The sequence below is a fragment of the Brevibacillus sp. NPDC003359 genome (assembly GCF_042878995.1).
In the GTDB taxonomy this organism is placed as follows: domain Bacteria; phylum Bacillota; class Bacilli; order Brevibacillales; family Brevibacillaceae; genus Brevibacillus.
Window position 1 is genome coordinate 91499 of sequence record NZ_JBIAOR010000013.1, and the last position, 13482, is coordinate 104980.

11 protein-coding genes and 1 riboswitch are annotated in these 13482 nt (G+C 48.5%); of the genes, 6 read left to right on the forward strand and 5 right to left on the reverse strand.

What is annotated here, in order from left to right; genetic code table 11:
* Positions 1-80: 80 nt before the first annotated feature.
* Positions 81-251, reverse strand: a riboswitch (M-box (ykoK) riboswitch).
* A gap of 119 nt (positions 252-370) precedes the next feature.
* Positions 371-2494 (reverse strand): EAL domain-containing protein, encoded by a 2124-nt coding sequence (locus ACFYU8_RS24375; RefSeq protein WP_390304592.1) that lies wholly within the window; start codon positions 2492-2494, stop codon positions 371-373.
* A gap of 170 nt (positions 2495-2664) precedes the next feature.
* Here ACFYU8_RS24375 and ACFYU8_RS24380 point away from each other — a divergent pair, with 170 nt between their 5' ends.
* From ACFYU8_RS24380 to purD, 3 genes are all read left to right on the forward strand, one after another.
* Positions 2665-3042, forward strand: coding sequence for a hypothetical protein (locus tag ACFYU8_RS24380; protein WP_390304590.1), 378 nt, complete (start codon positions 2665-2667; stop codon positions 3040-3042).
* Between the two features lie 181 nt (positions 3043-3223).
* A complete protein-coding gene (purH, locus tag ACFYU8_RS24385) occupies positions 3224-4774 on the forward strand; it encodes a bifunctional phosphoribosylaminoimidazolecarboxamide formyltransferase/IMP cyclohydrolase (RefSeq protein ID WP_390304588.1) in 1551 nt (516 codons plus the stop codon).
* A 79-nt stretch (positions 4775-4853) separates the two neighbouring features.
* Positions 4854-6131 (forward strand): phosphoribosylamine--glycine ligase, encoded by a 1278-nt coding sequence (gene purD / locus ACFYU8_RS24390; protein ID WP_390304586.1) that lies wholly within the window; start codon positions 4854-4856, stop codon positions 6129-6131.
* Positions 6132-6426: 295 nt separating this feature from the next.
* Here the strand turns inward: purD and ACFYU8_RS24395 are convergent, their stop codons facing one another.
* The 4 genes from ACFYU8_RS24395 to ACFYU8_RS24410 form a co-directional block, all read right to left on the reverse strand.
* On the reverse strand, positions 6427-7635 hold the full coding sequence (locus ACFYU8_RS24395; protein ID WP_390304584.1) for an MFS transporter: 1209 nt from the start codon (positions 7633-7635) through the stop codon (positions 6427-6429).
* A gap of 11 nt (positions 7636-7646) precedes the next feature.
* On the reverse strand, positions 7647-8030 hold the full coding sequence (locus ACFYU8_RS24400) for a MarR family winged helix-turn-helix transcriptional regulator (protein ID WP_390304582.1): 384 nt from the start codon (positions 8028-8030) through the stop codon (positions 7647-7649).
* A 171-nt stretch (positions 8031-8201) separates the two neighbouring features.
* Entirely contained in the window at positions 8202-8336 is a 135-nt protein-coding gene (locus ACFYU8_RS24405) for an EYxxD motif small membrane protein (RefSeq protein WP_007717348.1), read from the reverse strand.
* A gap of 18 nt (positions 8337-8354) precedes the next feature.
* The gene (locus ACFYU8_RS24410; RefSeq protein ID WP_390304580.1) at positions 8355-8894 is read right to left on the reverse strand and encodes a YgaP family membrane protein; all 540 of its coding nucleotides are present in this window, start codon (positions 8892-8894) and stop codon (positions 8355-8357) included.
* Between the two features lie 193 nt (positions 8895-9087).
* On the opposite strand from ACFYU8_RS24410, the gene ACFYU8_RS24415 reads away from it, so the two are divergent.
* The 3 genes from ACFYU8_RS24415 to ACFYU8_RS24425 all read left to right on the forward strand — a co-directional run bounded on the left by ACFYU8_RS24415 (position 9088) and on the right by ACFYU8_RS24425 (position 13477).
* Entirely contained in the window at positions 9088-10845 is a 1758-nt protein-coding gene (locus ACFYU8_RS24415; RefSeq protein ID WP_390304758.1) for an adenine deaminase C-terminal domain-containing protein, read from the forward strand.
* Positions 10846-11131: 286 nt separating this feature from the next.
* Positions 11132-12367, forward strand: a complete 1236-nt coding sequence (locus ACFYU8_RS24420) for a branched-chain amino acid ABC transporter substrate-binding protein (RefSeq protein WP_390304578.1) — start codon at positions 11132-11134, stop codon at positions 12365-12367.
* Positions 12368-12526: 159 nt separating this feature from the next.
* Complete coding sequence (locus tag ACFYU8_RS24425; RefSeq protein WP_390304576.1) at positions 12527-13477, forward strand: branched-chain amino acid ABC transporter permease; 951 nt, start codon at positions 12527-12529, stop codon at positions 13475-13477.
* Positions 13478-13482 lie beyond the last annotated feature (5 nt).

The following is a 13482-nucleotide window of genomic DNA, read 5'->3' on the forward strand; positions in this document are numbered from 1 at the left end:
ATTAAAACGTTCCCCCCTTTCAAAATAAAAACCCTCTAGCAGGAATCTAGAGGGTTAGAAAAGTGCACAAAATAACACCACTTTTTCTTCCCCTACCAGAGCTTTGGCACTATACAACGTAAAGGAAACATTCCTTAGCCACCTTAAGAAAAGCCTTAGTTCGGCAGTTCCTGTTCTACCCATTGGCATCTTTCGATATTTCCGGGCAGTGGCCTATGTTTGTATAGGAGCCTCACCTAACGAGGATGACTGATTGACTTTGTCATCGTATTCCTGTCACCAGTATTTGTCAATCATGTTTTCTCGTCCTACATGCATGTTATTCATGTCCTTCGATACGGTGTCGGCTTCTAACTATTGCCGACTCACCCTATTTTGCTGCGTTGTTTGCCAACAACGATTCACATTCTGCTGCCGGAATGGGTTTGCTGAAAAAATAGCCTTGAAAAGTGCTGCAGCCAAGCGTGCGTAAAAATTCCAGCTGCGCTTCTGTCTCCACGCCCTCAGCTACGAGAGAAAGGCTCAAGCTATGCGCCATAGCAGCAATCGCGGACACGATGGATGTATTCAATGTGTGGGTGGACATGTTACGCATAAAAGACTGATCTATTTTCAAAGAGTTGATGGGGAGCGACTGCAAGCAGCTTAAGGAGCTATAACCAGTCCCAAAATCATCGATGGAAATATGAATCCCCATATCTTGAAGTATCTGAAGACGCGGAATGACTGTATCGAGTCGATGCATGGCAATGCTCTCGGTAATTTCAAGCTCAAGGTAAGCAGGGGCGAGCCCTGTCTTTTGCAACGTTTGCTGGACCATTGTCACCAGATGCTTGTCTTGCAACTGGCGCATGGACAAGTTTACGGCGAGACGTACAGGTGGCAAGCCTTGCTGCTGCCACTCCATGCATTGTTGGCAGGCTTTTTCGAGTACCCATTGGCCAATGGGGATGATCAAGCCCGTCTCCTCGGCTAAGGGAATGAAATCAAGCGGGGACACGATTCCGTATTCAGGATGCTGCCAACGAATCAAGGCTTCCAGCCCGACAATCTTTTCATGATCGTACTGCGGCTGGTAATGCAGCTGAAACTCGTTGTTATCCAATGCTGTTCGAAGTCCGGCTTCTAGCATCATTTTTTTGGCGAGAGCGATATTCATTTCGGGGCAAAAAAACTGAAAGTTGTTTCTACCGTGTTCCTTGGCTTGGTACATCGCTGTATCTGCATTTTTTATCAAGGTCTCAGCGTCGGTCCCATCTTGAGGGAAGAGACTGATACCTATACTGGTAGTGACCACGAAGCTTTGGTTGCCCAAAAAGATCGGAGAGATGAGCTTTTGCATGAGTTTTTCAGCAAAATGCATCGCTTCATCGTGAGCCATTCCTGGAAGAATGATCGTAAATTCGTCCCCACCTAAACGGCAAATGGTATCATGAGGACCGACGCTGTCCCGCAAACGGTTGGCAATTTGCGAAAGCAAACTATCCCCGGTGGAATGGCCGAGTGTATCGTTAATGTATTTGAAGCGATCCAAGTCCAGAAACAGGATCGCCAGCGGTTGTGCATGGTGAGAGGCATGGACGAGCGAATCTTCCAGCTTGCTTTGGAATAAGGAGCGATTGGGCAACCCTGTCAGCGTATCATGATAGGCAAGGTAGTGAATCACTCTCTCGGTTTCTTTGCGCTTGGTAATGTCTTTGGCAATGACAAAATAGCCGACGTTGGTCTCGTTTACGACGATAGGGACGACGGTGGCGTTGAGCTCAATTCGCGCTCCATTTTTATGGAACACAAAAAGATCGTAATTATCGGATACGCCTTTTTGTGCATGACGTGACAGCGAGAGGACGCGCTTGACGCCTTCTCTGTCCATCAACTGTTGAAAGGACTGGTTGCGAAGATCGATCAGGCTGTAGCCTGTAATGACTTCAAACGCCGGATTCAGATTCAAGAACTTGCCTGCCAGATCAAGCCAGCACACGATGTCCGGGTTGTGCTCAAACAGTGATTTGTAGCGCTGCTCGCTAACCTCCAGCCGTTGCTCAGCCCATTTGCGCTCCGTAATATCGTGTGTAACGATCAGGGCACCAACAGGCTCACCAGATGACTGGGTGAGAAGCTTCCCGTTGGCTACGAGAATCGATACGGCTTTTCCACTAGGCTGTGTCCATATTTCCTGGTCATTGACGATTTCCCCGCGTAATACTCGAACAGACGGCAACTCCCCAAATGCTACAGGAGTAATGCCGTCTGGATGATAAAAGGTAGAAGAGCCGTATGTTTGCTCGTGCATATGTATCGGTTCGGACATGCCGAATTGTTTGGCAGCTTTGTTGAAAAAAAGGACGTGGCCGTCAAGCCCGTAAACGGTCACCCCTGCTTCCATATGCTCCAAGATCGGTTGTAAAAGGGTTTCATGTAGGGTAGAGGACGACAAGTCACCCAAAGAACCGTCAACAGGCGGAGAAAACAGAGAATTTCGAATAAAGTTCATGTGGGCCCCCGGACTGTTGGATTTTGTTGGTATCATTTAAATGTTATATGAAAGTGAAAATCATTGTAAATATTTGGGCAACTTTCCTTCTTCCGCGAATCATGACAAACCAAATCAACTCTTGTGACATACAGTAAGAGAGGGATATTCCCACAAAGGGAGGGGCCGATTTGAGCGGAGATTTTGTTTCGAACTTGCTCGATAAGCTAAGCCAAAAAACAGGGCGGCAATGGACGCTTAACGATATTATGAAGCTAGCGGAAAAAATGCCGAAGGGCGGAGCCAATGTAGATACGTTGCTCGATGAGCTGGGAAACATGGGATTCGAAGTGCCAGAGGAGACGAAAGAGCGCGTCAGGGATCGTGTAAAGGACGGCCAATCCATCTCCATGGAAGAGTTAGGGAACTTAATGCCCAAAGAGGTAAAGGCGAAGAGCCGCAAGTCGAAGAAGCCGATCAAGCCAATCAGGGCGACTGCCAAAAGCAAACCAGTCGCACTGTCAGATCGCATCAAAAAGCTATCAGGCAAAGGCAAGAAAAAACGATAACTTCATCAAAGCAAATGCAGGTGTATGCAGTCGCAAGTGCCGAACAGGCATGGGCGGCTGCGTTTGTTTTCCTGACGAAGTTATTGATAATAGCGTACAATTATTTTATAATATGTAAGTATTGTTCGTGTTTTGGTCAATAGTTACCCATGTTTTCACTAAAATTCAGGAGGTTCTTTCCGTGAGTGTGAAAAAAGCGTTGATCAGCGTTTCTGACAAGACAGGATTGATTCCGTTTGCCCGTCGATTGGTAGCCGCCGGGGTACAGATCATCTCTACCGGGGGTACGGCTTCTCTCTTAAAAGCAGAAGGAGTTCCCGTCATTGGCATTTCTGAAGTGACTGGATTTCCAGAAATTTTGGACGGTCGCGTCAAAACGTTGCATCCCAATATCCACAGCGGCCTCTTGGCTGTAAGGGACAGTGAAGCACATGTGCAGCAACTAAAAGACCTTGGGATTGAAACCATTGATCTGGTTGTCGTAAACCTTTATCCTTTCAAGGAAACGATAGCGAAGCCAGACGTGACATATGAAGATGCCATTGAGAATATTGATATTGGTGGACCAACGATGCTGCGTTCTGCTGCGAAAAATCATGCGTTCGTCAGTGTAGTGGTCGATGCAGCCGATTATGAAAAAGTAGCAGAAGAAATTGAGGCAAATGGCGATACTACGCTAGAAACCCGTCGCAAGCTGGCTGCAAAAGTTTTCCGTCATACTGCTGCCTATGATGCTTTAATCTCTCGCTATTTGAGTGAGCAGGTGGGCGAGCTGTTGCCAGAGAGCTACACGGTGACTTACGAGAAAGCACAGGATTTACGCTATGGAGAAAATCCACATCAACGTGCGGCATTTTACCGTGAGGCGTTATCGGATCAGTTGAGCATCGGGAATACTAGTCAACTGCAAGGAAAAGAGCTTTCCTATAACAATATCAATGACGCAGATGCAGCGCTGGCGATTGTACGCGAATTCGCTGAACCTGCAGTCGTTGCGATCAAGCACTCTAACCCTTGTGGAGTAGGGATCGGCACTGATATTCGCGGCGCTTACCAAAAAGCGTACGAAGCAGACCCTGTCTCTATTTTCGGTGGTATCGTGGCAGCAAACCGCTCGATCGACCGTGACACTGCACTCGCGATGAAAGAGATTTTCTTGGAAATTATCATTGCACCTGACTTCACCGAAGAGGCGTTGGCTGTTCTGGCTGAGAAAAAGAACCTGCGTCTCTTGCGTATTCCTGCGCTGAATGAACCAGCCAAAAAAGTGGACAATCTGTTCCGCGTAGCTCCTGTTGCAGGCGGGGCGCTCATTCAAGACTTCGACTACAAGCAGCTCGAAGAAAGCGAGATTCAAGTGGTTACAGACCGTAAGCCTTCGGAAGAGGAGCTGGCACAGCTGAAATTCGCGTGGAAGGTCGTCAAGCACGTCAAATCGAATGCGATTCTCTTGGCAAAAGACAACATGACCATCGGCGTGGGGGCAGGCCAGATGAACCGCGTAGGGGCAGCGAAAATCGCCATCGAGCAAGCAGGTACATTGGCAAGTGGCGCGGTTATGGCTTCGGATGCATTTTTCCCAATGGGAGATACCGTGGAAGCGGCAGCCAAAGCAGGGATTACCGCTATCATCCAGCCAGGCGGCTCCATTCGCGATCAAGAATCGATTGATGCTTGCAACCGAGCGGGCATTGCGATGATCTTTACTGGCACTCGTCATTTCAAGCACTAAAAGAGGCTATTCGGGAGTAACGTTCGCTTTTTTATCACGTACTAAAGAGTGGATTACCTCTCACACAGGAGGACATACAATGAAAATATTAGTGGTCGGCGGCGGCGGTCGAGAACACACGATTGCCTGGAAGCTGTTGCAGAGCTCTAAAGTGACAAAGGTATACTGTGCGCCAGGAAATGGGGGTACCGCCCAAGTCGCACAAAACGTGCCGATTGGCGTCCATGATTTTGCTGCGTTGGTTCAATTCGTCAAAGATGAGGGAATTGATCTGACTGTCGTTGGCCCGGAAGATCCGCTGCTGGCGGGTATTGTGGAATTTTTCCAGGAGCGCAATCTGCCGATCTATGGCCCGAGCCAAAAAGCGGCAATGATCGAGGGCAGCAAGTCTTTTGCGAAAAGTTTAATGAAACGCTACGAGATTCCGACGTCTGCCTATGAATCGTTCCTGGATTACGAGTCAGCGAGTGCGTACGTAAGAGAACAGGGTGCTCCTATCGTTGTCAAAGCGGACGGCTTGGCAGCGGGGAAAGGGGTCGTCGTCGCAGAAACGGTGGAGGAAGCAGAAGAGGCTCTCCGTCAGATCATGCAGGAAAGCGTCTTTGGTGAAGCGGGAGCGCGCGTGGTCATTGAGGAGTGCATGTTCGGCGAAGAACTGTCGCTGTTGTCTTTCGTCGATGGAGAGACGGTAAAGCCGATGATTACCTCCCAGGATCATAAGCGAATTTTCAATGATGACCGCGGCCCCAATACAGGCGGCATGGGAACATACGCCCCGGTACCGCAAATGTCTGCTGAACTGGTAGACGAGATCGTCAAAACGATTGTCCAGCCGATGGCGTCAGGAATGGCCAAGGATGGCATTCCGTTCAAAGGCATTCTCTACACAGGTCTGATGATTACGGAGCAAGGCCCGAAAGTCGTGGAGTTCAATGCGCGTTTTGGCGATCCAGAGACACAGGTGCTCTTGCCGTTGCTCGAAACAGATTTGCTCGATATTTTTGTCGGAACGGTCAATGGCGAGCTCGATGCAGTCGATGTGACATGGCAAAAAGGAAGTGCTGTTTGTGTCGTCATGGCAGCGCCAGGTTATCCGGGAGATTATCCAAAGGGTGCGTTGATTCACGGACTGGGTCAGGCAAACGAGGGAGCTATGGTGTTTCACGCAGGTACGAAGGCAACCGATGAAGGTATCGTTACGAGCGGTGGCCGTGTGCTTGGCGTCGTGGCAACCGGAGCGGATTTGGCGCAAGCGCGTGAGACAGCGTATGCAAAGGTGCAAGGGATCTCGTTTGATGGGGCGCAGTATCGTACGGATATTGCGGCACGAGCGATGAAGTATCAGCAAAAGGGATAAATAAAAGAACAAGCTGTTCTTTCTGTAGAATTTTCTACTTGGGGGACAGCTTTTTTACATGTGCGGGAGCTGTGCACAGTAGTTTTATTTGTATAATGCCAATAATAGTAAAATTTAGGGGGAGGGGTATTTATGGGAAGTGTAGGTTACCCTAGTCTTATCGTTATGGTAGTTTTGGTAATTGTTTCTGCAGTAATCGTATATAGCTTAACGGCACCGAAGAAAAGAAAGAGGCGCTAAAAGGCGCCTAATTCTACGATCCGTCGTACTGCAAGAACAAAGTTTTAAGCTTCCATTACATACCCACATTTTCACTCGCAATGGCCGCCTTTTTCGCTTTTGCCGCAGCCAACTGTGAGAGGAAATAAACGATGAGGAACAGCAACAAGCACGCTGCCGACCAGCGGTACATGACAGAGTAGCTCGAATGTGTCGCGATGACTCCGAGGAGCACAGAGCCGACTGCGATACCCATATCGATGGAATTAAAGAACAGTCCGTTCGCCATGCCGCGTTGCTCAGGTGTGACGACCTTCATCATCCATGCCTGGATAGATGGCTGAATCATGCCATAGCCCAGTCCGTAGAAGGCAGCAGAGACGAGCAGCAAGGACTCTGTCGTCGTCAAGGATAGGAGCAAGAGGCTGATCCCGACGAAAATCGCACCGGGAGGCAGGACAGCGATATGCCCTTTTCGATCATACAGCTTGCCGGAAAAAGGACGAATCAACACCATCGCCAATGCATTCGTAAGGAAAAACCAGCCGACATTCTCAATGTGGGCTTCTTTTCCGTATAGAGCTAAAAAGCTGAGAATCCCGCCATACGTAATGGACAGACAAAAATTCAGTCCAGCTGGGAGTAGCAGCTTTTTATCATAAAACCGGCGAATGCCTGTGGCGGAGGGTGTGTTCCCGGACGACACAGGAAGTCGATCATACGCACGAATGAAATGCATCAATGGAAAAATAATAGCAACCAGCAACACGAGAACCATGAGCATCGATCCGAATCCAAACCAATTCAACAGGCCCAGTCCAATCATCGGGCCGAGCGCCATTGCCAAGCTAGTCGATAAGCCGAAATACCCCATGCCTTCGCCGATCCGCTTGGCAGGAATCACATTGGTGACAATCGTCGGAAAGGTCGTGCTGCCTATCCCAAAGCCGATGCCGACCAAGATTCGCAACAGAAGAAAGAAAACAATGCTTCCCGCCCAGTAATAGCCTGCGCTAAAAATCGCAACGAATCCAAGCGCTGCGATCGCCAAGATCTTACTGTTTTTCGTTTTCAATGCTTCCCCGGTATACACCCTTGCGATTACTGCTGCAAGTGAAAACAAGCTAATGACCAGACTGACGACAAAATCATTGGCCTGATACGTTTCCTTCACATAGGCAGGAAATGTAGGGGTCTGCATTTGAACAGTGAGAAACAACAACAAATTACAAACAGTTAACAGGATGAAATCTCTCGTCCACAGTCTCTCTCTACTCTCTCCCAATGCTGTCACTCCTAGTCTGTCGTTTTTCTATTGATGTTCTCGTTAATCTCCAGCAAGATTTCCCGCAAGAAGGCCAGCTTTTCGGGAGAGATCCCTTCCAATATGTCTGCAACGGCACGAGCCTCTACAGGAATCGCCTGCTCAATCCATTCCCGTCCTTTCGGGGAAAGGGTAATGATGTAGGCCCGGCGGTCTTGTTCGCTCAGTGTCTTTTCGATCAAGTCTTTTTTGGCAAGTGTGTCCAATATGCGTGTCATCGAAGGTTGATCCTTGGCCGAGCGCTGTGCCAGCTCTTTTTGATTGATGCCCTCTTCTTCTCGTAGCCGATAAAGGACGGCAAACTGTTCTGTGGTCAAATCAAACTCCTTTAAAAAAAGGGAAACATAATGAATCATTCTCCGGTATGTATTTCCAATGAGGAATCCAACCGGGTCTTTTTGCCAATGATCGATCAGGGGAATGACCCTCTTTCATTCAAAATTAATTGCAATGACAATTATATGCATAACAAGTAATTGTGTAAATGGAAAAAACCGCCCGATGACAGGCGGTTGGTTGCTTCTCCTTCACTGACGATATCTTCCTTTTCTTCTCGACGTCCGAAAGAAGTAATATCCCATCACGCCGATGACGCCAATGATCGTGGCAATAACAAAGAAGTTATGGGACATCCATTCATACATCTGGGAGCCGACAAGCATATGCAGTGCCTCCTCTCCTTACGTGTACGTGGGGTAGCGATTGCCGCTGTTGTTATTTTCTTGGGAGCGAAAAGAGATGAACTCCCGTGCTGCCTTTTCGAGAAGTTGATCCTCGGGGGTAAGCTCCGTGTTTTGCTGATTGTTGATTGGTTGTTTTTGTTGGTTCGCTGATAATTGTGGGCTTGCAGAATACTGGATGTTTGTCTTATTGGTTGCTGATGGAGTATTGCTCACATCATCTTGGCTGTTGTTCGAGTCTTTGATGGGCGCAATATTCATGGAGCGCGTGAACTGATTGACCGCCATCTGCACGCCTTTTTTCTTGAGCTGATCCATCATGCCCTGCATGCCATTTCCTTTTGTTGTATTGATGCCCATCGCTGCGTACATCGGACAAAAGCGCGTAGCTCCTTCTGCTACTTTCATTGCCGAAAAAGCCATGAGCAGCCATGGAGCGTTGTATGGACGACGGCTCATTCTTCCGATGCCGTATGCCAAGCCTAACAGACCGCCAGTCATGCGAATCATGGCATCAGTTCTACCTACGTTTTTATGCATGAGTGTTGTCCTCCTGTCGCAATTACTTCTATTGCGTAGTCTGTGATGAAGGACGACAAGACACCCGTGGGAATTGTTACTACCATAACCAAGCTTGCAGGGGAATGATTTATGGGCGGCGAAGCTGTAGAGAGCAATGAATGATCGTTCATTTTTTAATAACATCGGCAGACCAGCAAGGAGAGAAGAAATGATGCGCGTACGAGCCATATCAGATCGTGAATACTTGAACATGATTCGGGTGAGCAGACGCCAGGCACCCGCCAGCCTCTGGATAAAAAGCGCAAGTGTTCTAAATGTGTATACAAAAGAATGGCAAGAGCATCACGTCGTAGTGGCAGGAGAACGCATTGCTTATGTAGGTGAAAAAGAGCCGTTGGTCAATGAACAGACCGTGATCATGGAGGCGGCTGGGCAATATCTCGTGCCGGGTTACATCGAGCCTCATGCGCATCCGTTTCAATGGTATAACCCTTACACGTTGGCTGACTTTGCTCTGCAAACGGGAACGACTGGAATGGTGTCGGACTCGTTAATGCTCATGCATCTGCCCTTTTCGCAGACGGCAGCGATCATGGATTCTCTGGCAGCACATCCAGTGAAGCAATTTTTCTGGGGCAGACTCGATCCGCAGACAAGGAAAGCTCATCCGGCGTTCACCAAGGAAAGCCTGGCGCGAATGCTGGAGCATCCACGCGTGATCCAGGGCGGGGAGTTGACGAATTGGGGCGGTGTTTTACAAGAGGATGAAACGCTGCTTTTTGGTTTGAAACATACGCGGGATATAGGCAAAAAGATGGAGGGGCATCATCCGGGAGCATCTTACGAGACATTGAACATTGCGGCAGCGGCAGGGGTTACTGCTTGTCACGAGGCAATTACCGCAGCCGATTTGCTGTCGCGCATCCGTTTAGGCATGTATGCGACACTGCGCCATTCCTCCATTCGCCCTGATTTGCCAGAGCTGGTGAAGGGATGGCTCGAGCTCGGAGTGCCGTGGTCATCACGCATGATGCTGACATCCGATGGAAGCACGCCACCAATGCATCGTGACGGGTTCATGGATAGTACGATCCGTGTGGCCATCGAAGCGGGGATGCCGCCAGAGGAAGCGTATGTCATGGCATCGCTGAACCCGGCTGTCTATTATGGGCTGGACGCGGAGATCGGAGGAATTGCGCCGGGCCGAATCGCGGATATGCTGCTGTTGACAGCAAAGGATCAACCAACACCATCAATCGTGATTGCAAATGGAGAACTGGCGGCAGAAAAGGGAACTTTGCTCGTCCCAACCGTTCAGCCACAATGGGAAGAAGCTTCGTTACGTTTGACTGATCCCTTGAAGAAACAGGCACATCCTGATTGGTTCCGCCTGCGACCAGATGAAGACGGCAAGGCCCCCGTGCTACAGATGCTGAATGCCGTTATCACGCGGTTTTCGCTAGAGGATATGCCCGTTGATAAGGATGGATATGTATCTTTGCAGCACGATCCGCAGTTGGCGTTGATTGCGACTATCGATGCGACTGGCGGCAAGCGAACACTGGCAGTCCTTCACGGCTTCGGTGAGCATCTCGAAGGGCTGGCTAGCACCTATTCAGCGTCTGGCGATTGGATCGTAATCGGACGTGATCCCCAAGCGATGGCGCAAGCGCTGGAGCGTGTTCGGGAAATAAAGGGCGGAGTCGTCCTGATAGATAAAGGAAAAATTATCTGTGAATGCCCATTGCCTCTTGCTGGAAAATTCACTTCTGTGCCGATGGAGGAAGTGATCAGCATGGGTGAAAATCTGGTAAATCAGCTCCGTTCCAAAGGCCATGTCCATCTCGATCCGATTTATTCGATTCTGTTTTTTACCGCTACCCATTTGCCGTATGCACGTCTCACAGCAAGTGGCATTGTCGACGTCAAGAGCGGGCAAATCATCGTCCCGGCACTCCCTCTACCTTGAGGGAGTGTTTTTTTGAGTGAAAAACGTCTCGACGTTTTTCATAAAACTCAATATGACCGCTTGCGGTCACACAAATGATCGTGATCGTTTGTGCATCAATGATATATGTACATAAAAAATATTTTACTTCTTGTAAATTATCAGATTTATTTTAAAATAAAAACATCCAAGTCTCATTTATCTTTGTCCCCGAAGATTCATAGTTTTTGAAAGTCGCAACCTGGCTAGCGAGGTAGATGAACTGGGTAACGAGAACAAAGAATGATAAAAGGGGGCTTCATTCTGAATGAAAAAGCGTTCTTATGTCGGGGTTTTATCTGCGGTATTGGCTACGAGTATGGCATTAACAGGTTGCGCAGGAAACAGTAATTCAAGCGGCGGAAGTAACGCAAGCGGGGGGCAAAGTCACCCAGCTCCAGGAAACAGTGGTGGCGGAACGACCGAGGGTGGCCTCATCAAAATTGCCACACAATCCCCTCTGTCCGGGAGCAATTCCGCTGTAGGAGATGCGATTAAGACTGGCGCAGGTTACGCTCTCGAACAGCGCAAAGAAGAGTTCAAAAAACTCGGCTTTGATCTCCAGCTTTTCCCTCAGGATGATCAAGGCGACCCGAAAATTGGGGTATCCAATGCGGAGATGCTCATCTCTGATCCTGATGTGTACGGAGTAGTTGGGCACTATAACACAGGTGTTGCTATCCCATCGTCTGTGAAGTACGAGGAAGGCAAGCTGGTCATGGTATCCCCAGCCAATACAGGGGTGAAGCTCACGGAGGAAGGCAAGAAAACCGTCCATCGAATCTGTGCTCGCGATGACGCGCAAGGACCAAAGGCTGCTCTTTATGCGAAAAATACACTTGGTGTAAAAACGGCCTATATTATCCATGATAAGACAGCATACGGCCAAGGTCTGAGTGATCAAGTGAAGCTGCAATTTGAAAAGGACGGAGTCCAAATCCTTGGCTTCGAGGGCATTACCCAGGGCGAGAAGGACTACAGTGCGGTACTGAACCAGGTAACGGTGAAAAAACCGGATATCATCTTTTTCGGCGGTCTCTATCCAGAAGGTGGAATTTTGATCAAGCAGGCTCGTGAAAAAGGATTTAAGGGTTATTTTATGGGTGGCGACGGCTTGGATTCTTCTGATATGATAAAAATAGCTGGTGATGCTGTCGAAGGTGTTGTCTTTACGTCAGTAGCAGGGGACGTAACGCAAACCGAAGAGGGCAAGAAATGGGCTGAAGAGTACAAGAAAACCACCAACAAGCCTCTTGAAACCTATTCCGTTTACGGTTTCGACTCCATGAACGTCATCCTCAATGGTGTCTTGGAAGCTGCCAAAGCGAACGGAGGCAAAAAACCAACCCGCGAGCAAGTTCTTGATGCAGTCCACAAAACCAAAGATTTTCAGGGTCAATTCACCAAGGTTACCTTTGATGAAAAAGGTGACAACACAAATGCAGATGTATTCATTTACAAGTATGACAAGGACAAATCCATTTTCGTAGGCAAGGCCGAGTAATCACACCACACAACGCGCACACACTCCCACGCCTCATATCAGGATAGGGGGCTGCACGCCGGTGTTGGCCCCTTTTCCACGAAAAAAATACGTCCAGTCAACGGAATGAATGCAGAAAATTTGTACAAGATCTACAAGAGAAATGAGGGATGGGAAAGCATGATCAATATTTTGCCTCAGGTGTTGGTTGACGGATTGACACTTGGATTTATGTACGCTGTCGTAGCATTAGGCTACACAATGGTTTACGGGATTTTGGAAATTATCAACTTTGCCCATGGAGACATTTTCATGGTCGGAGCCTTTATCGGTACAGAGGTATTATTGATCTCTGATGCGCTAGGGGCACTTGAAGGTATGAATCCATTTGTCGCACTTTTCATAACACTCATAATTGCCATGGTATTAACTGGTGCTTTGGGGGTAGGAATTGAGAGGGTTGCCTATCGACCATTGCGCGGAGCACCTCGTCTTGTGCCGTTGATTTCAGCGATTGGCGTATCGTTTTTGTTGCAGGACCTCGTACGTTTTACAGAAGCATTGGCTCGCAATGAGTTTTATCTGAACAGTCCCGCTCTTTTTACAGGTTCGATTCCATTAGGGAGTATTGCTACGATTCCAACAAAAGGATTGATCGTAATTGTAATTGCGATTGTCATGATGATTGCATTGACGTTGTTTGTGAATAAAACAAAGTGGGGAATCGCCATGCGCGCCGTCGCACAAGACCAGAGTACGGCTTCGCTGATGACCATAAATGTAAATAAAGTAATCATGCTTACGTTTTTGATTGGATCCAGCCTGGGTGGCGCGACAGGTGTGCTGTTTGCGCAAAACTACGGGACGATCGATCCGTATATCGGTTTTATTCTCGGTCTGAAAGCATTTACGGCTGCCGTACTCGGTGGGATTGGAAACCTGCGTGGTGCGATGATCGGTGGCATACTCCTCGGGCTACTGGAATCCCTGTCCGGTGCCTTTATGGGGCCGTTGACCAACGGAGCCTTTGGTGCAGAGTACAAAGACGTGTTTGCGTTCAGTATTTTAATTCTTGTGCTTCTCTTCAAGCCAGAAGGACTGTTTGGCGAAGCTGTAAAAGAGAAAGTGTAGGTGAA

Excerpts from the sequence above, each read along its gene's own strand:
- purD (WP_390304586.1), top strand. The coding sequence starts at position 4,854 with ATGAAAATATTAGTGGTCGGCGGCGGCGGTCGAGAACACACGATTGCC.
- ACFYU8_RS24420 (WP_390304578.1), top strand. The coding sequence starts at position 11,132 with ATGAAAAAGCGTTCTTATGTCGGGGTTTTATCTGCGGTATTGGCTACG.
- ACFYU8_RS24415 (WP_390304758.1), top strand. The coding sequence starts at position 9,088 with ATGCGCGTACGAGCCATATCAGATCGTGAATACTTGAACATGATTCGG.
- ACFYU8_RS24410 (WP_390304580.1), bottom strand. The coding sequence starts at position 8,894 with ATGCATAAAAACGTAGGTAGAACTGATGCCATGATTCGCATGACTGGC.
- ACFYU8_RS24425 (WP_390304576.1), top strand. The coding sequence starts at position 12,527 with ATGATCAATATTTTGCCTCAGGTGTTGGTTGACGGATTGACACTTGGA.
- ACFYU8_RS24400 (WP_390304582.1), bottom strand. The coding sequence starts at position 8,030 with ATGATTCATTATGTTTCCCTTTTTTTAAAGGAGTTTGATTTGACCACA.
- ACFYU8_RS24375 (WP_390304592.1), bottom strand. The coding sequence starts at position 2,494 with ATGAACTTTATTCGAAATTCTCTGTTTTCTCCGCCTGTTGACGGTTCT.
- ACFYU8_RS24405 (WP_007717348.1), bottom strand. The coding sequence starts at position 8,336 with ATGCTTGTCGGCTCCCAGATGTATGAATGGATGTCCCATAACTTCTTT.